Source organism: Streptomyces sp. NPDC050422 (assembly GCF_044458665.1).
Lineage (GTDB): Bacteria > Actinomycetota > Actinomycetes > Streptomycetales > Streptomycetaceae > Streptomyces.
Map to the genome: position 1 here is coordinate 152,470 of NZ_JBITIE010000017.1, position 22,433 is coordinate 174,902.

Sequence of the window (22,433 nt, forward strand, 5' to 3'; positions counted from 1 at the left end):
ATGGGGCGACAGAACCCCAGTACCGTTGTCGCACACCCTCGCCACTTGTCGCACATTTCCCTAACCTGTACGACATGGACAGCAATCTGTACGACATGGACAGCGAGCCGCACAGCCACGACACCCGGATCACCGTCCGCGATCTCCAGCGGAACGCCGCGGCCGTCCTCGTGCGGCTGGAACACGGGGAGACGTTCACCGTCACCCGGCACGGCCGGACCGTGGCGCGGATAGTGCCTCCGGATCCTGCTGACGAAGCGGTCAACCAGGCCGTCGCGGACGGGCTGATCGATCTCACGGAGCTCAGCCGCGCCCGCACCGCCGCCCGGACGGCGCGCATCCGGACCGCCCCCTCGACCGCCGCCGACGTGCCGCTCACCCATGCCCTGGAAGAGCTGCGCGATGCCCAGGACGGCGAGGAAGGGCGCTGATGCGTTTCATCTACCTGGACACCTCCGCAGCGCTCAAGCTGTTCAAGGAGGAGCCCGAATCCGCCGCCCTCAAGGCGTGGCTCTCCACTCAGGGGTCCGCCACCGTCCTGACCTGCGATCTCACGCGCACGGAGGTTCGCCGCGTCCTGCACGCCGCCGACGCCGGGACCGATGTCGCCGCCGAAGCCGGGGAATGGCTCGACGAGAGCGCGCTCGTCCGGATGCCGCCGCTTCTCTTCGACCGCGCGGGACAGCTGTCGCCCGACAACCGGCTCCGCTCCCTGGACGCCCTGCACCTGGCCGCCGCGCAGGGGCTGGGCAGGGCTCTCCTCTCGTTCGTCGTCTACGACAAGCGGCTGGTCGAGTCCGCACGGGAACTGGGCCTGCCCGTCGCATGCCCCGGAGCGGGCTGAGTACGCAGTACGTCAAAGACCTCGCAGCTCCCCCTTCACCACCTTGCCGCTCGCGTTGCGCGGGAGCTCGCTGACGAACTCCACCGCCCTCGGCACCTTGTAGTTCGCCATCTCCCGCCGCGACCACGCGATCAGGTCGTCCGCCGTCACCGTCGCGCCCGGCCGGCGCACCGCGTACGCCTTGCCGACCTCGCCGAGGCGCGGGTCGGGGACGCCGATCACCGCGACGTCGGCGACGTCCGGATGCAGGCCCAGGAGCTGTTCGATCTCCGCGGGGTAGGCGTTGAAGCCGCCGACGATGAACATGTCCTTGATCCGGTCCGTGATGCGCAGGTTGCCGGCCTCGTCGAGGATCCCCACGTCACCGGTGTGCAGCCAGCCGTCCGAGGTGATCGTGGCGGCCGTGGTCTCCGGGTCCTCGAAGTAGCCGCTCATCACGTGGAAACCGCGGACCAGGATCTCGCCCGGGGTGCCGGGGGCGGCCAGGACGCGGAGTTCCGTGTCCGGGATCGCCCGGCCCGAGGTCGAGGCGATCACCTCTGCCGGGTCGCCGCGCCGGCACATCGTGACGATGCCGCTCGCCTCGGAGAGGCCGTAGGCGGTCAGGACCGTGGCGATGTGCAGCTCCGTGCGGAGCCGTTCGACCAGTTGGAGGGGGACCACCGCGGCTCCCGTCACCACCAGGCGCAGGGCCGAGAGGTCGTGGGAGGAACGGGCCGGGTGGTCCAGGAGGGACTGGTGGAGCGTGGGCGGGCCGGGCAGGACCGAGATGCGTTCGGCCGCGATGTTGGCGAGGACCGTGTCCACGTTGAAGACCGGCTGCGGGACCATCGTCGCGCCGCGCATCAGGCACGCGATGATGCCCGCCTTGTAGCCGAAGGTGTGGAAGAACGGGTTCACGATCAGATAGCGGTCGCCCTCGCGCAGACCGGCCAGCTCGCTCCAGATCGCGTAGCAGCGCAGGGTCTGGGTGTGGCTGATGACGGCGCCCTTGGGGCGGCCCGTGGTGCCTGAGGTGTAGATGATGTCGGAGGGGGCGGACGGGGCGATCGCCTCGGCCCGTCCACGTACCTGCTCCGCCGATATCCGCTCCCCCGCTGCCAGGAAGTCCTTCCAGGTCACGTAGTCGTCGGCCTCGGGTGCGGTGTCGGCCAGGACCACCACCTTCTCCAGATGGGGGAGTTCCACCTCGGACCGGCGCAGGGACGCCACGTACGACGTACCGAGGAAGGTGCCCGTGACGAAGAGCAGCTTCGCCCGGCTCCGCTCCAGGACGTATGCCGCTTCCGTACCCTTGAAGCGGGTGTTGAGCGGGACCAGGACCGCCCCTGCGCTCACCGCGCCCAGTGCGGAGACGATCCAGTCCAGGGTGTTGGGCGCCCAGACCGCGACCCGGTCCCCCGACTCCACGCCCGACGCCATGCACGCGGCGGCGGCCCGCTCCACGCGATCGCCGAGTTCCGTGTACGTGATCCGGGTGCGGCCCTCGACCACCGCCTCCCGCTCCCCGTACCGTTTCGCCGCCGCCCTTACCAGGTTCGGGACGGTGGACCATTCCTCGTCGCCGCGCATCTCGTGCCCTCCCGCCGTCGAACCGGAACGCCGTAGCCGCCCCGTAGCTGACTATCCGTCAGATTAGCTGTAGCCTCCTCCGCTGTCAGCAGTCATGACGGCCTCGGAGGTGGCGGGTGGCGACGCTCAAGGACAAGGCAGCGATAGCCGGGATCGGGCAGACGGAGTTCGCGAAACACCTGCCCGAGTCCGAGAAGACCCTGGCGTGCCGGGCCATCCTGGCCGCGCTGGACGACGCGGGTATCGCCGCGTCCGAGGTGGACGCGTTCTCCTCGTACACGATGGAGGAGACCGACGAGGTCGAGATCGCCAAGGCGATCGGGGCCGGTGACGTCACCTTCTTCAGCAAGGTGGGGTACGGGGGCGGCGGTTCCTGCGCGACCCTCGCGCACCTGGCGTCCGCCGTCGCCACCGGACAGGCGAGCGTGGGCGTCGCCTGGCGGTCGCGGAAGCGCGGGTCGGGGCCGCGGCCCTGGAAGAACACCGCCGTACAACTGCCCACCCCCGCCCAGTGGACCCGGCCGTACGGACTGCTGCGGCCCGCCGACGAGATCGGGATGCTCGCCCGGCGGTACATGCACGAGTACGGGGCGACCCGCGACCACCTCTTCAACGTCGCGCTCGCCTGCCGCAACCGCGCCAACCAGAACCCTGCCGCGGTCATGTACGAGCGCCCGCTGACCCGCGAGATGTACATGAGCTCGCGCTGGATCAGTGAGCCCCTCTGCCTCTTCGACAACTGCCTGGAGACGGACGGCGCCCTGGCCTGCGTCATCGTCTCCGCCGAACGCGCCCGCGACTGCCGGCAGAAGCCCGTCTACCTCCACTCCGTCGCCCAGGGACTGCCCGCGCAGCACCACGGGATGGTCAACTACTGGAACGACGACCCGCTCACCGGCCCCGCCTGGACGGCGGCCCGGCAGTTGTGGAAGCAGGCGGACTTCGGGCCGGGCGATGTCGACGTGGCCCAGATCTACGACGCGTTCACGCCCCTCATCCCGCTCTCCCTGGAGGGATACGGATTCTGCGGGCGCGGCGAGGGCGCCGCGTTCACCGAGGGCGGGGCGTTGGAGAGCGGCGGACGGCTGCCGATCAACACCGGCGGCGGCGGGCTCAGCGAGGGGTACGTGCACGGCTTCAACCTCATCAACGAGGGCGTGAAGCAGCTGCGCGGCATCTCCACCGCCCAGGTCCCCGACGCCTCGACCTGCCTGGTCACCGCCGGGGAGGGCGTCCCCACGTCCGCCGTACTGCTGAGGAACTGAGGAGCTGAGGAGTGGACATGGACTCGATGCTGCTGCCCGTCGTCGACGAGGACGGCGCACCCTTCTGGGAGTACGCGGCCCGCGGCGAACTGCGCGTCCAGGCGTGCGCCGCCCCGGACTGCGGCCGGCTCCGCTTCCCGCCCCGGCCGTGCTGCCCGCACTGCCAGTCCTTCGAGAGCGAGTGGCGGGTGATGAGCGGACGCGGCCGCATCTGGTCGTACGTGCTGCCGCATCCGCCCCTGCTGCCCGCCTACGCCGCCCAGGCCCCGTACAACGCCGTGATCGTCGAGCTGGCCGACGCCCCGGAGATCCGGCTGGTCGGCAACGTGGTCACGGGGCCGGACGCCCCGCTGAACTCCGTCGATCCGGAACGACTGCGCATCGGGGCGGCGGTGAAGGCGGTCTTCTGCCCCGTCTCCCCCGACGCGCCGCCCCTGGTCCGCTGGACTCTGGAGCGGTGACCCGATATGACGCTGCGCACGGAGACGGACAAGGGGACGGGGGTCGCGCTGCTCACCCTGGACCGGCCCGAGACACACAACGCGATCGACCTCGCGACCGCCTCCGAACTCACCGCTGCCTGGCGGGCGTTCCGGTACGACGACGAGGTACGGGCCGTCGTGATCACAGGGGCGGGAGGGCGGGCGTTCTGCACGGGTATCGACCGGGGGGTGGACGTCCCCCAGCCCTCGTCCCCGTACACGATCGACGATCCGCTGCTCACTATCGGGCCGAAGGCCAACGACCTGTGGAAGCCGGTGATCGCGGCCGTGGAGGGGATGGCGTGCGGCGGGGCCTTCTACCTGCTGGGCGAGGCGGAGTTCGTCATCGCGTCCGAGGAGGCGACGTTCTTCGACCCGCACACCACGTACGGCATGGTCAGCGCGTACGAGGCGATCGCCATGGCGCAGCGGATGCCGTTCGGTGAGGTGGCCCGGATGTCTCTGATGGGGACGGCGGAACGGGTCACGGCCCGTCGCGCGTACGAGACCGGGCTGGTCAGCGAGGTGACCCCGCCCGGCGGCGCGGTGGCGGCCGCGCTGCGGGCGGCGGCGGTCATCGCCGCGTACCCGACCGGTGGGGTCCAGGGGACGGTACGGGCGCTCTGGTCCGCGAAGGAGGCGGCCAGGGCCCAGGCCTTCGCCCACGCCCCGCACCTGATCGCGCTCGGAAACCTGGCGCCGGAGCGGCAGGCGGAGCTGTTCGGGGGGCGGGGCGGGGGTGGCAAATTCCGGTTGCGGTGAAGGCGTGGTGACCGGTGTGACCCTGTGACCGGTGTCGGTCAGTAGCTGATCTCGGCGGTGACCGCGCACTTCTTCACACGGGAGACCTTGCCCGGGCCGGCCATGCGGACGGAGACGGTCTTCGTCTCGCCGTCGTCGGCCTTCACGGTCGCCTCACCCGTGTCGACGGTGTTGCCGGCCGCGTCGAGGAACTTCACGTCGACCTCGTAGAAGTGGGTGCCGATCGCGTTCGCCGTGAGCCGCACGGTGGAGGTGGTGACGGCCTTGCGCTTGCCCTTGCGGGGCGACACGCAGCGGAAGACGTACACCTGCGGGGCGTCCGTCGCGGTCGCGGTGGGGGTCGGGGTCCCGTATGTGGAGCCGGAGGAGCTGCTCGACGACCCGTAGTCGTCGTCGTAGTCGGAGTCGGTGTCGTGGTAGGTGCCGTTGCTCTTCTTGGAGTTGGAGCACCCACCGCCACTGCTGCTCGACTTGCTCTTTCCGCTCCGGCTCTTGCTGCCCTTGCCGCCGCTGCTGGAGCTGGAGAAGCCGGTGAGCGCGAGTACCACCGCCACCAGGACCACTGTGAGTTTCACGTGTTGCCGCACCATCGGTACGTCCCCCTTGTGTTGTCCCTCGTACGTGCTGCGTGCCGGCCCGGCTGCCGGGCGGCCGCGCGACACCGTAGCGCACAGCATGGCGGGCCCTGCCCGGCAGCCCGGTCATGCCCCTGTCACGGTCTCGTCATCATCTGCCCGGTCCTCTGCCCGTGCTCCCTGTCCGGGCCTGTGTCCGGGCCTGTGTCCGGGCCCCTGTCTGGTGGCGTGGGTCATGGGCCCGGCGTAGCGTCGAGTCGAGAGCGGTGAAGATCGGCGTCGCCGGCCGGCGGCGCACCTCTCCCGCCCGCGGGAGGTACCGGACATGATCCGTAACGTCCTCGGCTCGATCGTCGCTCTCCTAGGAGCGGCGGCCGCCGTGCTGAGCCCCTTCCGTGACTGGTACGACGGCCGCCTCGGGCGGTACTACGGGATCGACGACCTGTTCACCGGCGTCACCGCGGCGCGTTCGGGCCTGTTCGGCTCCCTCTGGCTGCCCTTCCTCTTCGCTGCGGTTCTCGCGGTCGTGGGCGTGGTGCTGCGATTCCGGCCGCTGGTCGCCCTTGCGGGCGTGCTGGTGCTCGGGTTCACGATTCTGTGGATGGTGCGCCAGGGCCAGGCGGCCGGCAGCCTGACGGTCACGGGTGACGGTTCCGGGCTTCAGCTGGGGGTGGCGGGCGCGGCAGGCGGTGGCGTGCTGCTCCTGCTGGGCGCGGCCGCGATGTCGGGGCGTGGGCGCCGTGTCCGGCCGGACCGTCGTGTGCAGCCGTACGCGGCGCCGGGGTCGGCGGACCCGGACACGTGGCCGCCTACGCGGGAGCCGGGGCCGTCGGTGCAGACCAGTCCGTGGCCGGAGCCGGAGGCGGAGCCGTACGTGGGGCCGGGGTCGGGGTCGTCGTCCGCGTCCGGTTCGCCTTCCGGGCCGCGGCGTGACCCCGACACGGAGCCGACGGCGACGTACCCGGTCCAGGACGCCCCGGACCGCCCTGACCGCCCTGACCGCCCGGGGCCGTCCGGCCACTCAAGCCCGTCCGGCGATTGAGGACGGAGCGGCCACCCTCTCAAGCCCGTCCGGCGATTGAGGACGGAGCGGCCACCCTCTCAAGCCCGTCCGGCGATTGAGGACGGAGCGGCCACCGGGCGCCCCCGGACCCTTTGTGCACCGCCGGCCACGTCACCGGTTCCGTCCTCAAACGCCGGACGGGCTGGGATTCGCACCGGCCCCCACGGCCACGGTTCCGTCCTCAAACGCCGGACGGGCTGGGGTGCTCGGGCAACCGCCGGACGGGCTGGGGCGGTCGGCCACGCCCCGCACCGGCTGGGGGCGGTCGGGCAACCGCCCGACGGGCCGGGGCGGTCGGCCACGTTCGACGGGCGCGCGCGGCCCCAGGCCGGGAGGCCCTACGCGCGGGCCTCGCGGCCCCAGGCCGGGAGGCCCTACGCGCGGGCCCGGTTTCCCGTGCCTGTGCCCTTCAGCGCGTCCAGCGCGTATACGCAACGGTCCTTGCTGCACGCATAGACCACCCCGCCCTGCGCCACCGGCGAACCCGTGATCTCGCCGCCCGTGGCCAGCTTCCAGCGGAGCTGGCCGCCCGCCGCGTCCAGGGTGTAGAGCACATGGTCCGCCGAGCCGAAGTGGACGCGGCCGTCGGCGACGACCGGCGCGCCCACGACCTCGCCGCCCGCGGCGAACCGCCACTTCGGGGTGCCCGTGACCGCGTCCAGCGTGTACAGCGCGCTGCCGCTGCCGACGTGCACGTTGCCCGCCACCACCAGCACCGGCTCGATCGACTGGCGGGACTCGGTGGCGATGCGCCAGCGGTCCTTGCCGGTCGAGGCGTCGAGCGCGTACACCGTGCCGAGGTAGTCCGCGAGGTACACCCCGCCACCGGTGACGGCCGGTCCGGGGGCGAAGGCGGGCGGCGAGAGGAAGACCGCCGGCGCCTCGAAGTGCCAGCGCACATGGCCGGAGACGACGTCCACCGCAAGGACCCGGGTCCCGGCGGAGACGTACACATAGCCGTCCGGCGCCGGGGTCACCCGGACCGGCACTCCGCCGCAGGAGGCCGCGTCGCCGACCGGGTAGGACCACCGCTCGGCGCCGGTACGGGCGTCGACGGCCCGCAGCCGGGCGTCCTGCCAGAGGTAGACCGTGCCGTCGTGGAGGGCCGGTCCGGCCTCCGCCGTCTCGAAGTCCGTCTGCGCGCCGGTGATCTCCCAGAGCCGCTCACCCGTGGACGCCTCCCACGCCTGGACGCCGCCGCCCCGGGTTCCGGTGACGACCGTGCCCCGGTCCGCCTTCAGGGAGTACACCCACGCATCGGACTGCAGCCGCCACCGCTCGGTGCCGGTCGTCGCGTCCAGGGAGTAGAGCGACGGGCCGTCGGAGGCGAGGATGCTGCCGCCGTCCACGGCCATCGCCCAGGCCACGTCACGCGTCTTGAACTGGCGCCGCCCGTTGCCGATGTCCAGCGCGTGCACCTCGAAGGACGTCACGTACAGCAGGTCACCGACGACGACCGGGGTCCCCCACACATCGTTCGACATCCGGAACCGCCAGGGCCGCCAGCGCCCGGAACCGGCGGGCGCGCCGTCGGGCGCCTGCGCCGGAGCGGGCACGGGGGCGGTCGGGGCGGCGGGTGCCCCGTTCACTCCGGCGGGCGGGCGCACCCAGCCGGTCGCCGGACCGGCCACGGCGGCGGCCGCCGAGGCCCGTACGTCCTGGGCGCGCGGGCCCGGACCGATCGGCACCTGCACGCCGGACAGCCGCACCGGACCCGGCTGCGGCGGCGCCACGGGCGCGGGCGGGACGGGTGCGGGCGGGACGGGTGCGGGCGGTGCCACGGCGACGGCGCGTCCGCCACCGCGGCGCTGCTCGATCATCGCGGTGGCGGGGGCCGGCAGCCAGGCCGAGGCCGTGCCGCTGTCGTCGCTGCCGGAGGCGAAGAGGTGCGGGGAGAGCTGGGCCTGCAGTTCGGCGGGGGTGGGCCGCATCGAGGCGTCCATCTGCATGCACGACTCGATCAGCGACCGCAGGTCGTCGGGCAGACCGCTCACGTCGGGGCCTTCGCGCAACAGCATGAAGACCGTCTCGACCGGGTTGGCGCCATGGAACGGGGCGTGCCCGGTCGCGGCGAAGACGAGGGTCGAGCCGAGCGAGAAGATGTCGCTGGCGCCGGTGACGCTGCGCGAGTCCCGCGCCTGTTCGGGCGACATGTACGCGGGCGTGCCCACGGCGACGTTCGTCATCGTGAGCCGGGTGTTGGAGACACCGGACGCGATTCCGAAGTCGATCACCCGGGGGCCGTCCTCGACGACGAGCACGTTGGACGGCTTCATGTCGCGGTGGACGAGTTTCGCCCCGTGGATGGACTGCAGGGCCTCCGCGATGCCCGCCGCCAGCCAGCGCACGGCCTGGGTCGGCATGGGCCCGCACTCATTCACTATCTCCTCGAGCGAGGGCGCGGGCACGTAGGCGGTGGCGAGCCACGGCACGGCGGCGCGCGGGTCGGCATCGACCACGGCGGCCGTGTAGAAGCCGCTGACGGCGCGGGCGGCCTCCACCTCGCGCGTGAAGCGGACCCGGAACAGCTGGTCCTCGGCCAGTTCCGTACGGACCGTCTTGATCGCCACCCGCCGGCCGGACGCCGAGCGGGCGAGATAGACCAGCCCCATGCCGCCGGCCCCGAGTCGTCCCAGCACCTCGAACGGGCCGATCCGCCTCGGGTCGTGCTGCGTCAGCTGCTCCACCACTTGCCTGCCACCTCCCCGTACGGACCTCGGTTGAGGAGAGGTCCGCGAAAAACCCGCCGTGTGCAGCGTCTCATCAGTGGGCACCACCCGGCGGTGCGCACCCCGATTCTTCCTGGCCGGGGCGCCGGTTGCGAACCCGGGGGCGGATCGGGGTGTCCTGGCTCACTTTGTGCCGTATCAGGACACCGGTGGCTGAAGTACGGCGAACACGGCGCCCTGGTCGTCCTGAAGGACCGACATCCGCCCGTAGGGGATGTCGAAGGGCGGCTCGGAGACCCGTCCGCCGAGCCGCTTGACGGTCTCGGCCGACGCATCGCAGTCCGCGACGGCGAAGTAGGTCAGGAAGTAGCTGGGCATCACGGCGGGGAACGCGTCCGTGATGACGCTGCGCCCGCCGACAGCCGTGTCGGGGCCCGGTTCCGTGCCGGCCGGGGACCACATGCGGAAGTCGACGCCGGATTCGGCGGTTCCCGGATCGCCGGCACCGGACGCGCCGGGCTCCGCGGAACGGAAGCCGAAGACCTCCTCGTAGAAGGCGTCGACCCGGTCCTTCTGCCGGGTGTAGACCTCGGTCCAGCAGAAGGAGCCGGGCTCGTTCTGCTTCTGGAAGCCCTTGCGCTCACCGGCCTGCCAGAGGCCGAAGACCGCACCGCCGGGGTCGGCGGCCTGGGCGAGCACCCCGGACCGGCCGGCCCGGACGGGGTCGGTGATCACCTGCCCGCCGTGCTCGCGGATCCGGGCGACGGAGGCGGTGATGTCGTCGGTGGCGAAGTAGACGCCCCAGGCGGTCGGCATCCGGCCGTCCTGCTTGGCGGCGAGGGCGGCGACGAGAGCTCCGTCGCTGAGGGCGTCGACGTACGGGCCGTCGCCCGCCCGGAAGGTCCAGCCGAAGAGCTCACCGTAGAAGCGCTTGCCCGCTTCGAGGTCGGGGAGCTGCACATCCACCCAGCACGGCGCGGACTGCGCGAATACGGCCATGGGCCCGGATCCTTCCGTCTCGGCGGTCTCGGCGGCACTCATCCGTCGTGACGCTCGTCACACCCAACGTAGCCGCGCACCGGCCCGTCCGCGCCCCAGCCCCTCCGATGCGAACACATTTTCGATACACGCGGCACGCAGACAGTTGTCACGGAAAGTTATCCACCGAAGTTGTCCACAGGCTGTTGATAACACTAATCAGATTGTGGGGAACCGGCGGCGCCACCCCGGGCACATCCCCCGAATTCCCCCACTCACCCCAGCGCGCCTGCCGCCCTCCCCATTTGCAGTCGGCCGAATCGCGCTCCGATCACCCGTCGGTAAGCTGACGGCATGACAGGACAAGTACGCACCGTCGACGGCCGCGTGGCCGGTCGACGCGGACAGGCGACGCGGCAGAAGCTGCTCGACTGCCTCAGCGAGATGCTCAGCTCCTCGCCGTACCGGGACGTCAAAGTCATCGACGTCGCCCGGAAGGCGGGGACTTCACCCGCAACCTTCTACCAGTACTTCCCCGACGTCGAGGGCGCCGTCCTCGAGATCGCCGAAGAGATGGCCAAAGAGGGTGCCGGACTGACCGAACTGGTCGCCGGACGCTCCTGGGTCGGAAAATCCGGATGGCAGGCAGCCGAAGAACTCGTCGAAGGATTCCTCGACTTCTGGCGGCGCAACGACGCCATCCTGCGCGTGGTCGACCTCGGCGCGGCCGAGGGCGACAAGCGGTTCTACAAGATCCGCATGAAGATCCTGAACTCCGTCACCAACTCCCTTACGGACTCGGTGAAGGAGCTCCAGGCCAAGGGCAAGGTCGACAAGGACGTCAGCGCCGCGGCGATGGCGGGCTCCCTGGTCGCGATGCTGGCCGCCGTCGCCTCGCACCAGAAGGGCTTCACCACCTGGGGCGTGAAGCAGGCCGAACTCAGGCCGAACCTGGCGCTGTTGGTGCATCTGGGCATCACCGGCAAGAAGCCGACGAAGTAGAGCCCGCGCCGGAATCCCGTACTGGGTGACGCGCGGTGATCCCGGGCGCCCCAGGTCCTGTCTCGCCGACGGCGGACCACGCATGTGGTCCGCCGTCGGCGTACCCGGACCCCTCCGGACGCCCCGGACACCTCCGGACCCCTCCGGACCCCTCCGGACCCCTCCGGACCCCTCCGGGCATCACGCAGGACCCCCGCGCCCCTCCAACGGCCCCAACGGCCCCAACGGCTCCTGCGACTCCAACCGCTCCAGCCGGAACAGCCGGATCTCCCGGTCGATCCGGGCCTGGTACGCGGCATAGGGCGGCCAGAACTTCAGTGCCGTCTCCCACACCCGGGCCCGTTCCTCGCCCGCCAGCAGGCGGGCCCGCACCGGAATGTCGCGCCCCTTCCAGTTGATGACGGCCGCTTCCGGATGCGCCAGCAGATTCGCCGTCCAGGCCGGATGACCCGGACGGCCGAAGTTGCTGCCGACCAGGATCCAGCCGCCCTTCCCGCCCTCACCCGGCTCCGGCATGCAGGCCAGCGGAGTGGTCCTGAGTTGCCCGCTGCGCGCACCCGGCACCGTCATCACCACCCCCGGCAGCATCTGCGCGCTGAGCAGCACCCGGCCACGGGTGAGCCGGTGCACCGTGCGGTCCATGGCGGGCACGACGTGCGGGGCGATCCGCGCGAAGACGCGGGTCGAGGACACCTTCTGAACGAGCCGGACCCCTGGTGCCATCAGACCGCCACCTGCCCGGCCGGCCCATGCCCTGCCGCGCCGGTTCGCGGCTCGGGCCCGAACAGTCCGGCCCGCTGCGCGGCGTGGTCGCGGAGCCGGTGGACGGGGCCGAGGAGCAGCTCGTCGGACGCGGCCCGGTTGAAGTACAGCCGCGCCTCGTCCTCCCAGGTGAAGCCGATCCCCCCGTGCAACTGCACGGCCTCCGCGGTGGTGATCCGCAGCGCTTCCAGCGCCTGGGCGAGTGCGAGACCGCCGGACTCCGGGTCCCAGGCCGCGTAGTACGCGGCGGAGCGGGCCGTCCGCACGCGTACGTACAGGTCCGCCAGGCGGAGCTTCACGGCCTGGAAGGAACCGACCGCCGTGCCTGACCGCTCGCGTTCCCCGACGTAGTCGACCGTCCGCTCCAGCGCGCTCGCCGCTGCCCCGGCCGCCTCGGCGGCGACCGCCACGGCCGCCGTGCGTCCGGTGGCCGTGAGCGCGGCGAGCGCGTCCACGGTGTCGTCGGCGCCGAGGAGTTCCGCCTCGGTGTCGCGCAGCTGGATGCGGGCGAGCGGCCGGGTGACGTCGAGCGAGGTCTGCCGGGTGCGGACGAGACCGGCGGGCGGCTGCGGCCCGTCGGTCCGGACCAGGAACAGGAGGGTGCGGCTGCGCGGGAAGCCGCCGGTGTGGGCGGCGATCAGGAGCAGTCCGGCGCTGTCCCCGTCCAGCACCTGGGCGGCCTCCCCGTACAGCCGCCACCCGCCGTCACCGCCGGCCGGGCGGGCCTGCACGCCGCCCGCCCGGCCGCCGCCCGCCCAGGCGCCACCGGTGAGATCACCGGTGAGGCCGAGCGCGGTGGAGAGCGAGCCGCCGGGGACGGCCAGGGCCGCGGTGAGTTCGCCCGCCGCGAGGGACGGCAGCAGGGCGGTGCGCTGCTCCCCGGTCCCCAGGGCGAGGATCAGGGGTGCGGCGAGTACGGCGGTGGCGAGCAGCGGTGACGGCAGCAGGGCGCGGCCGGTCTCCTCCAGGGCGACGGCGAGCTCGGCGGGCCCGCGGCCTCCGCCTCCGTACTCCTTCGGGAGGGCGAGTCCGGGCAGCCCGAGCTCCTGGGCGAGCCGGCGCCACAGTGCGGTGTCGTACCCGCCCGGTGTCGCTGCGGCATTCCCCGCGTCGCCGGGGCCGTCCGGTGTCGCTGCGGCTCTCCCTGCGCCGCGCCCGGCCAGCAGCTCGCGCAGGGTGCGGCGGATTTCGTCCTGTTCCGCAGTGAAGGCGGCATCCATCGTCGGACTCCTTCCCCTCAGAGGCCGACGGCCCCTGATCTGACGGGCCGTCATGCTAGGGGTGAAGCAGCGAGATTCCCAGAGTCGCGCAAGGCGACAGGGACCACAAGATCCGCGCACCGCGCGCAGGTTCACTCCCACTTGATCTGATGTACCGTCAGATTCATGTCTGCCACGCCCTCTTCATGCCGCAAGGTAGCCGTCGTCGGCGTATCCCTCGCCGACTGCGGACGCGTCGACACGGCCACGCCGTACGCCCTGCACGCCCAGGCCGCCCGCCGCGCGCTCGCCGACTCCGGCCTGGACCGGTCGGTCGTCGACGGCTTCGCCTCGGCCGGCCTCGGCACGCTCGCCCCCGTCGAGGTCTCCGAGTACCTGGGGCTGAAACCCACCTGGGTGGACTCCACCTCGGTCGGCGGATCGACCTGGGAGGTCATGGCGGCCCATGCGGCGGACGCCATCGCGGCGGGCCGCGCCAACGCCGTACTGCTGGTGTACGGGTCGACGGCCCGGGCGGACATCAAGGCGGGCCGCCGCACGTCGAACCTCTCCTTCGGGGCCCGGGGCCCGCTCCAGTTCGAGGTGCCGTACGGCCATTCGCTGATCGCCAAGTACGCGATGGCCGCCCGCCGCCACATGCACGAGTACGGCACCACGCTGGAGCAGCTCGCCGAGGTGGCGGTGCAGGCCCGGGCGAACGCGGCGGCCAACCCGGACGCGATGTTCCGCACCCCGGTCACGGTCGACGAAGTCCTCTCGGGCCCGATGATCGCCGACCCGTTCACCAAACTGCACTGCTGCATCCGCAGCGACGGCGGCTGCGCGGTGCTGCTGGCAGCCGAGGAGTACGTACCGGACACGGCGAAGGACCCCGTCTGGATCCTCGGCACCGGTGAGCACGTCTCGCACTCCACCATGTCGGAGTGGGACGACTTCACGGTCTCCCCCGCCGCCGTCTCCGGCCGCCTCGCCTTCGAACGGGCGGGGGTGCGGCCGGCGGACATCGACCTGGCCGAGATCTACGACGCGTTCACCTACATGACGCTGGTGACGCTGGAGGACCTGGGTTTCTGCGCGAAGGGCGAGGGCGGGTCGTTCGTGGAGAAAGGTCGCACGGGCCTCACCGGCGAACTCCCGGTCAACACGGACGGCGGCGGCCTGTCCGCCTGCCACCCGGGGATGCGCGGACTGTTCCTGCTGGTGGAGGCGGTACGCCAACTGCGCGGCGAGGCGGGGGACCGGCAGGTACGCAAGGCGGGGGGCCGACTGCCGGAACTGGCGGTGGCGTCGGGGACGGGCGGCTGGTTCTGCTCGTCGGGGACGGTGGTGCTGGGGCGGGGGTGAGGGGACCGGCCCCCGGCGCGGGCTCACACGGCGACGACGGTGAGCACGCCCTCCAGCCGCTCCTCCGCGCTCAGGCTCCGTTTGCGCGTGAGCGGGCGAAGCTCCGCGACCTCTGTCCCGTTACGCGTGATGTGGAAGACCTCGCCCGCCTCCACGGCGTTCATGACGTCTGCGGACCGATTCCGGAACTCCCGCTGCGTAATGGTCTTCATACGCCCAACGCAGCCCCGCGTGTCTCACTGCGCTACAGAATCGTCGCCGGGCGCGCCCCTTTCGATCGGAGTTCGGAGTGATGTGGGCGCTGACCCACGCGTCCGAGCCTGTCCCGGCCGCCTCCGCCGCGCCCTTTTCGCTCTCAGCTCCCCCGCCGACTTCGCCGCACCGGGTGGAATGGGCGTATGACTGACGCATCGGCCGCCGCCACACAGCGCGCCTTCCTCGACCTGCTCCACGCCCAGCGCGTCTGGGACATCGAGCTCCCTGCCTTCGACCCGGTCGCCGCGCCCGCCGCACCCCTCCCCCTCTTCCACGCCTGGTTCGCCGAGGCCGTCGCCGCCGGGCAGGCCGAGCCGCACACCATGACGCTGGCGACGGCCGACGCGGAGGGACTGCCCGACGTACGCACGCTGATGCTGCACGACGCCGACGAGCGTGGCTGGCACTTCGCCACGCACGCCACCAGCGCGAAGGGCCGCCAGCTCGCCGCGCACCCGTACGCCGCGCTCGGCTTCTACTGGCCCGCGCAGGGCCGACAGGTACGGGTCCGGGGCCCCGTCACCGCCTGCTCCCCCGCCGAGAGCAGCGCCGATCTGCACGCCCGCTCGACGGGCGCCCTCGCCTCGGCGCTGGTGGGGCGGCAGAGCGAGGTGCTGGGCTCGACGGGTGAGCTCGACCGGGCCTCGGACGCCGCGTGGCTACGAGCCCAGGCGGAGCCGGACGCGGAGGTGGCGAGCTGGACGCGGTACGTGGTCGAGCCGCGCGAGGTCGAGTTCTTCCAGGGCGACGCCCGGCGGCGGCACGTACGGCTGCGCTACCGCCGGGACGCCGCGGACTGGACGCGGGAGCTGCTCTGGCCCTGACCCGCTCCGCCCCCGGCTGCCGCGTCAGGTGACCGTGATGGCCTGTACGGGGCACGCGCGGGCGGCTTCGCCCACCATGGGCCCGGGCTCGGGCGCGGGCAGGAGTTCGCTGAGCCCGTCGTCGTCCTGGGTGAACACCTTGGGCGCAGCCAGGGCGCACTGCCCGGCCCCGATGCACACGTCCCTGTCGATATCGATCCGCATGTCCGTCCGTCCTTCCGCTCGGGTGCCGGTCACCAGGTCACGGGCAGTTCGATGAGCCCCTGAACGGTGTCGCCCGGTTTGAACGGGATCTCCTCGGCGGGCACCGCGAGCCGCAGGCCGGGCAGGCGGCCGAAGAGCGCGGGCAGCGCGATCTCCAGCTCGGCCCGGGCGAGGTTCTGGCCCAGACACTGGTGGATGCCGAACCCGAAGGCGACGTGGTTGCGCGCCCCGCGCCCGAGGTCCAGCTCGTCCGGCGACGGGAAGGCAGCCTCGTCGCGGTTGACCACGGCGGTGGACAACAGGACCCCGTCCCCCGCCCGCAAGGTCACCCCGCCCACCTCGATGTCCTCGACCGCCACCCGTGAGAGCCCGTCGGCGATGGACAGGAAGCGGAGCAGCTCCTCCACGACGGCCGGAACCCTGTCGCCCCCGTCCCGCATCAGGGCCAGCTGGTCCGGGTGCTGGAGGAGGGTGAGGGTGCCGAGCGAGATCATGTTCGCCGTCGTCTCATGGCCGGCCACCAGCAGGATCTGGGCCAGCCGGACCAATTCGTCCAGGTCCAACGCCCCGGTCTCCAGCTGCTTGGCGATGAGCTCGTCGAGCAGCCCGTCGCCCGGCTCGCGCCGCTTCCGCTCGATCAGTACGCGGAAGTACTCGCTCAGGGCGTCCCGCGCCGCCTCGACATCGGAGCCGTCGGGGCCGCGCAGCAGCTTGCGGGACTGTGCCTCGAAGAACTCGTGGTCCGCGTAGGGCACGCCGAGCAGTGCGCAGATGACCATGGAGGGCACGGGCAGCGCGAAGGCGTTGACCAGCTCCGCCGGCGGCCCCTGCTCGACCATCGCGTCGAGGAGCCGGTCGACGATCCCCTGGATGCTCGGCCGCAGCGCCGCCGCCCGCCTGACCGTGAAGCTCGGGATCAGCATCCGGCGCTGCACGTTGTGCTCGGGATCGTCGAGGCCGAGCAGCTCGACGCGCTTCTGGGTGGTCGCCGCCTGCCGCCGGGCGAAGAACGGGAACGCGGGATTCTCCCGGTCGGACGAGAGCCTCGGGTCCACGAGGAGCGCCCGCGCCTCGGCGTGCCCGGTCACCAGCCACACCGTACGGCCGTCGAAGAGCCGCACGCGGGAGACCGACTGCTGGCCACGGCTCGCGCTCGGATAGCCGGTCGGCGGGTGGTAGGGGCAGGTGCGGTTCTGCGGGAAGGAGACGGTCTCGGGCGCTGTCTCGGTCTCTGTCATGGCGGACCTCACAAGGAGAGGGGGGTGTCCTGCCGATCACCCCCCACTAGATGCCCCAGGCACCTAAACGGCTAGGCGGAGTTCGGCCAAATCCCCCGAACGGAGCGACCCCATCCACTTTCGGCCGCCGAGGAGCACCATGGAGGCAGGCGAGGACTGGAGGTCTCCGATGACCAAAACCCGTAGCCGGTACGCCCCCGACCGCGGTCTGACCACGCGCATGGTCACCACCATGTTCCTGATCGGCCTGCTGTACGTGGTCCTGGTCGGCGTCCTGCTTGCCGTACTGCGCGGCGCCTGGCCGATCATCCTGATCATCACCGGGGGCATGTTCATCGCCCAGTTCTGGTTCAGCGACCGCATCGCGGCCTTCAGCATGGGCGCCCGCGAGGTCACGCCCGAGCAGGCGCCGGAGCTGCACGGCGCGATCGACCGGATCTGCGCGCTCGCCGACATGCCGAAGCCCCGGGTCGCCATCGCCGAGAGCGACGTACCGAACGCCTTCGCGACCGGCCGCAGCGAGAGGACGGCCCTCGTCTGCGCCACGACGGGCCTGCTGCGAAGACTGGAACCGGAGGAGCTGGAAGGCGTCCTCGCCCACGAGATGTCGCACGTGGCGCACCGCGATGTGGCGGTCATGACGATCGCCTCGTTCCTCGGCGTCCTCGCGGGCATCATCACCCGCGTGGCCCTGTGGGGCGGCTTCTCCCGCAACAGCCGCAGCAACGACCCCATGGGCATCGCGATCATGCTGATCCCCCTGATCAGCGCGGTGGTCTACGCCCTGAGCTTCCTGCTGACCCGGCTGCTCTCGCGCTACCGCGAGCTCTCCGCGGACCGCACGGCCGCCCTGCTCACCGGCAGACCCTCGGCCCTCGCGTCCGCCCTCACCAAGGTGAGCGGGCAGATGGCCCGGATCCCGACGGAGGACCTGCGGAAGGCGGAGCCGTACAACGCCTTCTACTTCGTCCCCGCCTTCTCCTCCAAGGAGAGCATCGGCCGGCTGCTCTCCTCGCACCCGACGCTGGAACAGCGCCTGGACCAGCTGGCTCGCATCTCCGCCGACCTGTCCCGCCCGTAAGGAGACCCCGTGGGCCTGCTCGACACCATCCTGGGCCGCAGCAAGCCGGTCCGCCCCGACCTCGACCAGCTCTTCGCCGTCCCCTCCGCCACGCTCACCCTCCAGGCGGCCACGGGTTTCGTCCCGACCGGTCGCGGCTCGGTGTGCTTCGCGGGCGTGGAGGGCGGCACCTTCGCCCGTATCCAGCAGGACGTACGGGAGCTGCTCGACGCGGACACGGAGCGCGGCGGCATCCCGGTGGAGTTCAGCCGGGACACGTACGGCTACACCTGGCTGCTCGCCCGGCAGCCGGCCGACGACACGGCCGCCCTGGTCAACGACCTGCACGCGGTCAACACCCTGCTCCAGGACGGCGGCTTCGGCCCGCAGCTCCTCTGCTCACTGATCGGCTTCCGGGACGCGGAGGGGCGGTCGCTGGCGCTGGTCTATCTGTACAAGCGCGGCACGTTCTACCCGTTCGCGCCGGTGCCGGGCGGCGGCGAGCGGCGGGACAACCAGCTGGAGTTGCAGGTCCGGGCTGCCCTGGGGGACGACCTGCGGGTGGAGAAGGACCTGGGGCGGTGGTTTCCGGTGTGGGGGGCGCCGGGGTTGTGAGGGGCGCGCAGCCGCCGAGCGTGTCACAGCTACGAATCCGGCCGACGCCCCGCGGGGCGTCGGCTTCTCGGTGGAGAGCGAACAGCGCGTCCCCGGCGCCCTGCTCAGCCGTTCGCCATGAGCTGCGTCAGACGTCCGCGATGGCGTCGGCCAGGTGGTGGCCGGTTCCGTACCGGATGATGCCGCGCAGCATGTCGAGCGGATCGCAGGGGCGGGCCCCGCGCTTGTGGGGCTGGTGGGTGAAGGGGGTGCCGGACCAGGGGTTGTCCTCGTGGTGGTGGCTGCCGCGCGGAGCGTCCGGCTCGATCGCCCAGTGCACCCACGTGCTGTCGTGGTGCAGGCAGATGACCTGTCCGAGATACCAGACGGCGCCTTGAAGGAACGGCCCCTCGCGGTCGGCGTCGAAGTCGGCGAGGGTGCGGTAGCTGTCGCGTACCTGCCTTTCCAGAGCATCCAGCGTCGACGGGTCGAAGTCGTCCCACCCATCGGCGTCCCGGGCCGCTGCCAGCGCCCGTACCCAGGACGGGTGGGCGTCCCGCCGCCGGGCCAGCCACGACTGAAGCCACGCGTCCGCCGGCTGCGGGCCGATCGGGTCCAGGGGCGAGCGTTCCTTGTACGGTTCCCAGCCCGGGACGGTCCGGCGCCGGGCGGACACGGCCTCGGCCAGCTCTTCCCGCTCGCGCGCGAACACCTCCCCGGACTCCTCGGCCAGGGCGACCTCGATCAGGACGCCGATGAACACCGGGGGCAGGCCGAGGGCGGGGTCGGGGCGGACGAACGGTTCGCCGTCCTCACCTCCCGCGTCCGGGTCGATGTCCCACCGGCCGCCGCAGGTGTCCATGAGGACCTCCCCGATGTAGGGGATCGCCGCCCGGCGCAGGCCGTCGTCGGACTCCTCGTCGAGCAGCTCCCGTTCGAGGGCGGCCAGGGAGGCGGGCGTGTAGTCGAGCGGGAAGTCGCGTGGCAGGTGGACCTGTTCGAGCCGCGCGGTCAGCACCTGCATGTCGTCCAGCCACAGGTCGAGGAGCTCCTCAGGTGTGGGGCGGTGCGGGTCCGTGGTCATGACCGCAAAGCGTAGGCCGCCACCCCGCGCCGGCGCCAAATGCCCTTGGAGGACGTGTGTTTGTTGTGCGCCACGCCTGTGTATCCCCTGTGGGTCCCGGGGCGCCGGAGGCTAGGGTGCCGGGAAAGGCGGTGGCATCGACGGGGGCCATGCACCGCCGACCCTCCCTTGCCCGCACTGCGTACAAGGGCTGACAGCTGCCCCCATGAGGGACATACACACATGCATTCTGCGATACGCGCACGCGGCTGGTTAAGGCTTCGCGTGGCGGCCGTTGCGTTCGGCGCGACCGTACTGGTCGCCGGGCCGCTGCCCGGCCTGCACCACAGCGCCGAAGCGGCGCCGCCGAAGCCGATGCTGGGCCGTTGCATGGACAAGTACGGCACGAGCCCGACACCGCCGCCGGCCCACAAGCTGCCCGGGTCCAAGCCCACCGGCCCGAACCAGTGGAAGACTCCGAACGCCGAGGACCGCTTCTACGGCTACGACCACCTCGCCAAGGGCTACGAGGCGCTCACCGACCCCGGGCTGATCGATCTGCCCGACGGGGACAACCCGAAGAACTACAAGTGGGGAACGCCGGAGAGCGCGGTCACGACCTGGAAGCGGACCCAGGCCGGCTCCAAGCCCTACAAGGGCACGTTCAACGAGTGGCTGAACAACATCTACTCCCGCAACGAAGGCAACAACAAGCGGGGCAGCAGTTTCGAGTCCGAGGTCGTGAAGTACTTCGACCTCGGCGGAGTGGACTGGATCTGCCAGAAGAACCTCCGCGACCTGAACCCCGGCCTGCACAAAGAGCTTGAGCGGACGCTGGGCAAGGACGTGATGAAGGACGGCCGGGTCTTCGACGCCGTCAACCAGCGCACCCGGACCGTCTACGAGGTCAAGTCCGGGATCGGCTACGACGCCCGGCAGCTGAAGATCGACGCCGAGCTGGTCCGCAGGGGCTGGAAGGTCGTCTACATCAACGGGCTGGAGCCCGACGACGATACGGTCAAGAAGTACAAGGCCGCCGGCGTGAAGTACTACCGGCACGCCGCCACCCCGAACCCGCGCTTCACCCCGGGCAAGTACACCCCCGGGAGCAACCAGCTGATGACACCGGACCCGAACCGGCCCTCCTTCGGCTCCGGCGCCGACATGGCCCGCCGGTCCGCGCCGACCCCTGAGGACGTCCGCCGTCAGATCGAGCAGGCCCGCGGCCGGATCCAGCAGCCCGGCAACGGCCTGCGCAATCCGGGCGGCGTCGACTTCACCACCCTCGACATCTCCTACGTCGGGCAGACGAAGACGGGGAACCTCTCCTACGCCTTCAGCGCGAAGAACACCGACGAGGAGACTGCCCCCGGCTACGGCGGCCAGGAGAAGGCCCAGCTCACCTCGGACGCCTTCTTCACCTGGCTCGCACTCACCCCTGACCACTTCTGGGTCAACCTCAATCCGGACGACCCGAACACGGTCATGGAGCCGCCGTTCGACAAGACCGACGCGGGTCGCGTCCTGCTCGAGGCCGACATGGAGATGAAGCACGACTTCGGTCGCGCGGAGGACCCGAAGACCGACGCCGGAAAGCGGTTCTGGGACGAGATCACCAAGATCGACGGAGCGCCCTGCATGGGCTCCACCCGCAACTGGATCGTGCCGAAGAAGGCCCAGGTCCGCATCGAGGACGACGGCGCCTACATCCTCGACGCCCCGCTCGACGTCAAGACCGTCGCCCAGGACTACAGCACACCCGGACCCGGCGGCGGCATGCCCTGCAAGCTGAGCAAGGAGCAGACCGCCCACAACATGGACGTCTACCAGCAGACGGTCCTGCCGGTGGTCCAGAAGCAGATCAACGAGGCGCCCAAGTACGCCGACCTGCGCCGCGTCTACAAGGCCCGCATCGCCGCCGAGTACGTCCGCCAGACCGTCGCCCAGGACAAGAAGGCATTCGGCGGCTCCTTCGCGAAGATCATCGACAGCAACCAGGTGAAGCGCTGGCCCCTGCGCGGCAAGAACGCCGACTGGGACAAGATGACCGTCTGGAAGGAGATGAAGCGCTCCTACAGCGAGGGCGACTTCAAGTACGAGATCCCCGTCGGCGGTGAGGTCTGGGTCTACACCGTGGGTGGCGTCGACCTGACCAAACAGCCGCAGGAGAAGGTCAGCAAGGCGCGGTTCAAGGCCGAGAAGCCCAACCTGCCCTCAGTGGTGCAGGGTTCGCGCAACGAGGCCCTCGACTACCAGGCGACCGGCACCACGGTGATGGGCGGCGACAACAGCGGCCGGCCCGGTGGCGGCGGTCCCGCCCCCACCCCCTCGCCCAGTCCGACCGGCAAGCCCACGGAACAGCCGACCGGCACACCGACCCCCACGCACACCCCGGCCCCGAGCCCGTCCGGCAACGGCGGCCACAGCACACCGCCCCACGCAGGCGGTGACCCGGACGGCCACATGGCCGACACCGGCACCCAGGTCCTGACCATCGCCGCAATCGCCGCCGCGCTTCTGGCGGCCGGCGGGGCACTGGTCTGGTTCAGGCGCAGGCGCGGCATCGGCGGCTAGCCTTTGCGCGTACGCGACGGCCCCCACACCCTCATGCGGTACGGGTGTGGGGGCCGCTCCGCGGGGCGGTGACGGGCGAGAGC

Annotated in this window: 22 protein-coding genes; 12 read left to right on the forward strand and 10 right to left on the reverse strand. The window is 71.5% G+C overall.

The annotated features are described in order from the left end of the window. Positions 1-74: 74 nt before the first annotated feature. Together ACIBJG_RS26635 and ACIBJG_RS26640 are read left to right on the forward strand one after the other, a co-directional pair. On the forward strand, positions 75-431 hold the full coding sequence (locus ACIBJG_RS26635) for a type II toxin-antitoxin system Phd/YefM family antitoxin (protein ID WP_399311029.1): 357 nt from the start codon (positions 75-77) through the stop codon (positions 429-431). After that, a complete protein-coding gene (locus ACIBJG_RS26640) occupies positions 431-844 on the forward strand; it encodes a type II toxin-antitoxin system VapC family toxin (RefSeq protein ID WP_399311031.1) in 414 nt (137 codons plus the stop codon). The genes ACIBJG_RS26635 and ACIBJG_RS26640 overlap by 1 nt, the downstream gene beginning before the upstream one ends. A gap of 12 nt (positions 845-856) precedes the next feature. Here ACIBJG_RS26640 and ACIBJG_RS26645 read toward each other — a convergent pair whose 3' ends face one another. Further along, entirely contained in the window at positions 857-2,416 is a 1,560-nt protein-coding gene (locus tag ACIBJG_RS26645; protein WP_399311033.1) for a FadD3 family acyl-CoA ligase, read from the reverse strand. 116 nt (positions 2,417-2,532) lie between these two features. On the opposite strand from ACIBJG_RS26645, the gene ACIBJG_RS26650 reads away from it, so the two are divergent. Genes ACIBJG_RS26650 through ACIBJG_RS26660 form a run of 3 tightly spaced genes read left to right on the forward strand, consistent with a single transcriptional unit; the run spans position 2,533 to position 4,925 of the window. Further along, positions 2,533-3,681, forward strand: coding sequence for a lipid-transfer protein (locus tag ACIBJG_RS26650; RefSeq protein ID WP_399311035.1), 1,149 nt, complete (start codon positions 2,533-2,535; stop codon positions 3,679-3,681). Positions 3,682-3,698: 17 nt separating this feature from the next. Continuing rightward, entirely contained in the window at positions 3,699-4,142 is a 444-nt protein-coding gene (locus ACIBJG_RS26655; protein WP_399311037.1) for a Zn-ribbon domain-containing OB-fold protein, read from the forward strand. Positions 4,143-4,148: 6 nt separating this feature from the next. Then, positions 4,149-4,925 (forward strand): enoyl-CoA hydratase/isomerase family protein, encoded by a 777-nt coding sequence (locus tag ACIBJG_RS26660; protein WP_399311039.1) that lies wholly within the window; start codon positions 4,149-4,151, stop codon positions 4,923-4,925. Between the two features lie 38 nt (positions 4,926-4,963). Here the strand turns inward: ACIBJG_RS26660 and ACIBJG_RS26665 are convergent, their stop codons facing one another. Next, complete coding sequence (locus tag ACIBJG_RS26665) at positions 4,964-5,515, reverse strand: hypothetical protein (protein ID WP_399311040.1); 552 nt, start codon at positions 5,513-5,515, stop codon at positions 4,964-4,966. Positions 5,516-5,825: 310 nt separating this feature from the next. On the opposite strand from ACIBJG_RS26665, the gene ACIBJG_RS26670 reads away from it, so the two are divergent. Then, positions 5,826-6,542: a hypothetical protein gene (locus ACIBJG_RS26670; RefSeq protein ID WP_399311042.1), complete on the forward strand. Its 717-nt coding sequence runs from the start codon at positions 5,826-5,828 to the stop codon at positions 6,540-6,542. A gap of 395 nt (positions 6,543-6,937) precedes the next feature. On the opposite strand, the gene ACIBJG_RS26675 is transcribed toward ACIBJG_RS26670, so the two are convergent. Together ACIBJG_RS26675 and ACIBJG_RS26680 are read right to left on the reverse strand one after the other, a co-directional pair. Next, complete coding sequence (locus ACIBJG_RS26675) at positions 6,938-9,250, reverse strand: PQQ-binding-like beta-propeller repeat protein (protein ID WP_399311181.1); 2,313 nt, start codon at positions 9,248-9,250, stop codon at positions 6,938-6,940. A 180-nt stretch (positions 9,251-9,430) separates the two neighbouring features. Beyond that, a complete protein-coding gene (locus ACIBJG_RS26680; protein ID WP_399311044.1) occupies positions 9,431-10,231 on the reverse strand; it encodes a VOC family protein in 801 nt (266 codons plus the stop codon). 333 nt (positions 10,232-10,564) lie between these two features. Between ACIBJG_RS26680 and ACIBJG_RS26685 the strand changes: the two genes are divergently transcribed. Next, complete coding sequence (locus ACIBJG_RS26685) at positions 10,565-11,212, forward strand: TetR family transcriptional regulator (RefSeq protein ID WP_359131959.1); 648 nt, start codon at positions 10,565-10,567, stop codon at positions 11,210-11,212. Positions 11,213-11,392: 180 nt separating this feature from the next. On the opposite strand, the gene ACIBJG_RS26690 is transcribed toward ACIBJG_RS26685, so the two are convergent. Together ACIBJG_RS26690 and ACIBJG_RS26695 are read right to left on the reverse strand one after the other, a co-directional pair. Continuing rightward, on the reverse strand, positions 11,393-11,935 hold the full coding sequence (locus ACIBJG_RS26690) for a nitroreductase family deazaflavin-dependent oxidoreductase (RefSeq protein WP_399311046.1): 543 nt from the start codon (positions 11,933-11,935) through the stop codon (positions 11,393-11,395). After that, positions 11,935-13,194 carry an acyl-CoA dehydrogenase family protein gene (locus ACIBJG_RS26695; RefSeq protein ID WP_399311048.1) on the reverse strand — a complete coding sequence of 420 codons (1,260 nt, stop codon included), beginning with the start codon at positions 13,192-13,194 and terminating at the stop codon, positions 11,935-11,937. Before ACIBJG_RS26695 ends, ACIBJG_RS26690 begins: the two co-directional genes overlap by 1 nt. Before the next feature lie 165 nt (positions 13,195-13,359). On the opposite strand from ACIBJG_RS26695, the gene ACIBJG_RS26700 reads away from it, so the two are divergent. After that, on the forward strand, positions 13,360-14,538 hold the full coding sequence (locus ACIBJG_RS26700; RefSeq protein WP_399311051.1) for a thiolase C-terminal domain-containing protein: 1,179 nt from the start codon (positions 13,360-13,362) through the stop codon (positions 14,536-14,538). Positions 14,539-14,561: 23 nt separating this feature from the next. On the opposite strand, the gene ACIBJG_RS26705 is transcribed toward ACIBJG_RS26700, so the two are convergent. Next, positions 14,562-14,750 carry a type II toxin-antitoxin system Phd/YefM family antitoxin gene (locus ACIBJG_RS26705; RefSeq protein WP_399311053.1) on the reverse strand — a complete coding sequence of 63 codons (189 nt, stop codon included), beginning with the start codon at positions 14,748-14,750 and terminating at the stop codon, positions 14,562-14,564. 186 nt (positions 14,751-14,936) lie between these two features. Here ACIBJG_RS26705 and ACIBJG_RS26710 point away from each other — a divergent pair, with 186 nt between their 5' ends. After that, positions 14,937-15,617: a pyridoxal 5'-phosphate synthase gene (locus ACIBJG_RS26710; RefSeq protein ID WP_399311055.1), complete on the forward strand. Its 681-nt coding sequence runs from the start codon at positions 14,937-14,939 to the stop codon at positions 15,615-15,617. 24 nt (positions 15,618-15,641) lie between these two features. On the opposite strand, the gene ACIBJG_RS26715 is transcribed toward ACIBJG_RS26710, so the two are convergent. Together ACIBJG_RS26715 and ACIBJG_RS26720 are read right to left on the reverse strand one after the other, a co-directional pair. After that, the gene (locus ACIBJG_RS26715; RefSeq protein ID WP_399311057.1) at positions 15,642-15,821 is read right to left on the reverse strand and encodes a ferredoxin; all 180 of its coding nucleotides are present in this window, start codon (positions 15,819-15,821) and stop codon (positions 15,642-15,644) included. A 29-nt stretch (positions 15,822-15,850) separates the two neighbouring features. Next, positions 15,851-17,059: a cytochrome P450 gene (locus tag ACIBJG_RS26720; protein WP_399311059.1), complete on the reverse strand. Its 1,209-nt coding sequence runs from the start codon at positions 17,057-17,059 to the stop codon at positions 15,851-15,853. 169 nt (positions 17,060-17,228) lie between these two features. Between ACIBJG_RS26720 and htpX the strand changes: the two genes are divergently transcribed. Both htpX and ACIBJG_RS26730 read left to right on the forward strand, forming a co-directional pair. Beyond that, positions 17,229-18,140: a zinc metalloprotease HtpX gene (gene htpX, locus ACIBJG_RS26725; RefSeq protein ID WP_399311061.1), complete on the forward strand. Its 912-nt coding sequence runs from the start codon at positions 17,229-17,231 to the stop codon at positions 18,138-18,140. Between the two features lie 9 nt (positions 18,141-18,149). Beyond that, positions 18,150-18,734 carry a hypothetical protein gene (locus ACIBJG_RS26730; protein ID WP_399311063.1) on the forward strand — a complete coding sequence of 195 codons (585 nt, stop codon included), beginning with the start codon at positions 18,150-18,152 and terminating at the stop codon, positions 18,732-18,734. 127 nt (positions 18,735-18,861) lie between these two features. Here the strand turns inward: ACIBJG_RS26730 and ACIBJG_RS26735 are convergent, their stop codons facing one another. After that, entirely contained in the window at positions 18,862-19,797 is a 936-nt protein-coding gene (locus ACIBJG_RS26735; protein WP_399311065.1) for a hypothetical protein, read from the reverse strand. A gap of 264 nt (positions 19,798-20,061) precedes the next feature. On the opposite strand from ACIBJG_RS26735, the gene ACIBJG_RS26740 reads away from it, so the two are divergent. Beyond that, positions 20,062-22,350: an LPXTG cell wall anchor domain-containing protein gene (locus ACIBJG_RS26740; RefSeq protein ID WP_399311067.1), complete on the forward strand. Its 2,289-nt coding sequence runs from the start codon at positions 20,062-20,064 to the stop codon at positions 22,348-22,350. Positions 22,351-22,433: the final 83 nt, after the last annotated feature.

Bases quoted from the DNA above. Each gene is read 5' to 3' on its own strand.
- ACIBJG_RS26635 (WP_399311029.1), top strand. From the start codon at position 75: ATGGACAGCAATCTGTACGACATGGACAGCGAGCCGCACAGCCACGAC.
- ACIBJG_RS26640 (WP_399311031.1), top strand. From the start codon at position 431: ATGCGTTTCATCTACCTGGACACCTCCGCAGCGCTCAAGCTGTTCAAG.
- ACIBJG_RS26645 (WP_399311033.1), bottom strand. From the start codon at position 2,416: ATGCGCGGCGACGAGGAATGGTCCACCGTCCCGAACCTGGTAAGGGCG.
- ACIBJG_RS26655 (WP_399311037.1), top strand. From the start codon at position 3,699: ATGGACTCGATGCTGCTGCCCGTCGTCGACGAGGACGGCGCACCCTTC.
- ACIBJG_RS26660 (WP_399311039.1), top strand. From the start codon at position 4,149: ATGACGCTGCGCACGGAGACGGACAAGGGGACGGGGGTCGCGCTGCTC.
- ACIBJG_RS26665 (WP_399311040.1), bottom strand. From the start codon at position 5,515: ATGGTGCGGCAACACGTGAAACTCACAGTGGTCCTGGTGGCGGTGGTA.
- ACIBJG_RS26670 (WP_399311042.1), top strand. From the start codon at position 5,826: ATGATCCGTAACGTCCTCGGCTCGATCGTCGCTCTCCTAGGAGCGGCG.
- ACIBJG_RS26680 (WP_399311044.1), bottom strand. From the start codon at position 10,231: ATGGCCGTATTCGCGCAGTCCGCGCCGTGCTGGGTGGATGTGCAGCTC.
- ACIBJG_RS26685 (WP_359131959.1), top strand. From the start codon at position 10,565: ATGACAGGACAAGTACGCACCGTCGACGGCCGCGTGGCCGGTCGACGC.
- ACIBJG_RS26690 (WP_399311046.1), bottom strand. From the start codon at position 11,935: ATGGCACCAGGGGTCCGGCTCGTTCAGAAGGTGTCCTCGACCCGCGTC.
- ACIBJG_RS26695 (WP_399311048.1), bottom strand. From the start codon at position 13,194: ATGGATGCCGCCTTCACTGCGGAACAGGACGAAATCCGCCGCACCCTG.
- ACIBJG_RS26700 (WP_399311051.1), top strand. From the start codon at position 13,360: ATGTCTGCCACGCCCTCTTCATGCCGCAAGGTAGCCGTCGTCGGCGTA.
- ACIBJG_RS26705 (WP_399311053.1), bottom strand. From the start codon at position 14,750: ATGAAGACCATTACGCAGCGGGAGTTCCGGAATCGGTCCGCAGACGTC.
- ACIBJG_RS26710 (WP_399311055.1), top strand. From the start codon at position 14,937: ATGACTGACGCATCGGCCGCCGCCACACAGCGCGCCTTCCTCGACCTG.
- ACIBJG_RS26715 (WP_399311057.1), bottom strand. From the start codon at position 15,821: ATGCGGATCGATATCGACAGGGACGTGTGCATCGGGGCCGGGCAGTGC.
- ACIBJG_RS26720 (WP_399311059.1), bottom strand. From the start codon at position 17,059: ATGACAGAGACCGAGACAGCGCCCGAGACCGTCTCCTTCCCGCAGAAC.
- htpX (WP_399311061.1), top strand. From the start codon at position 17,229: ATGACCAAAACCCGTAGCCGGTACGCCCCCGACCGCGGTCTGACCACG.
- ACIBJG_RS26735 (WP_399311065.1), bottom strand. From the start codon at position 19,797: ATGACCACGGACCCGCACCGCCCCACACCTGAGGAGCTCCTCGACCTG.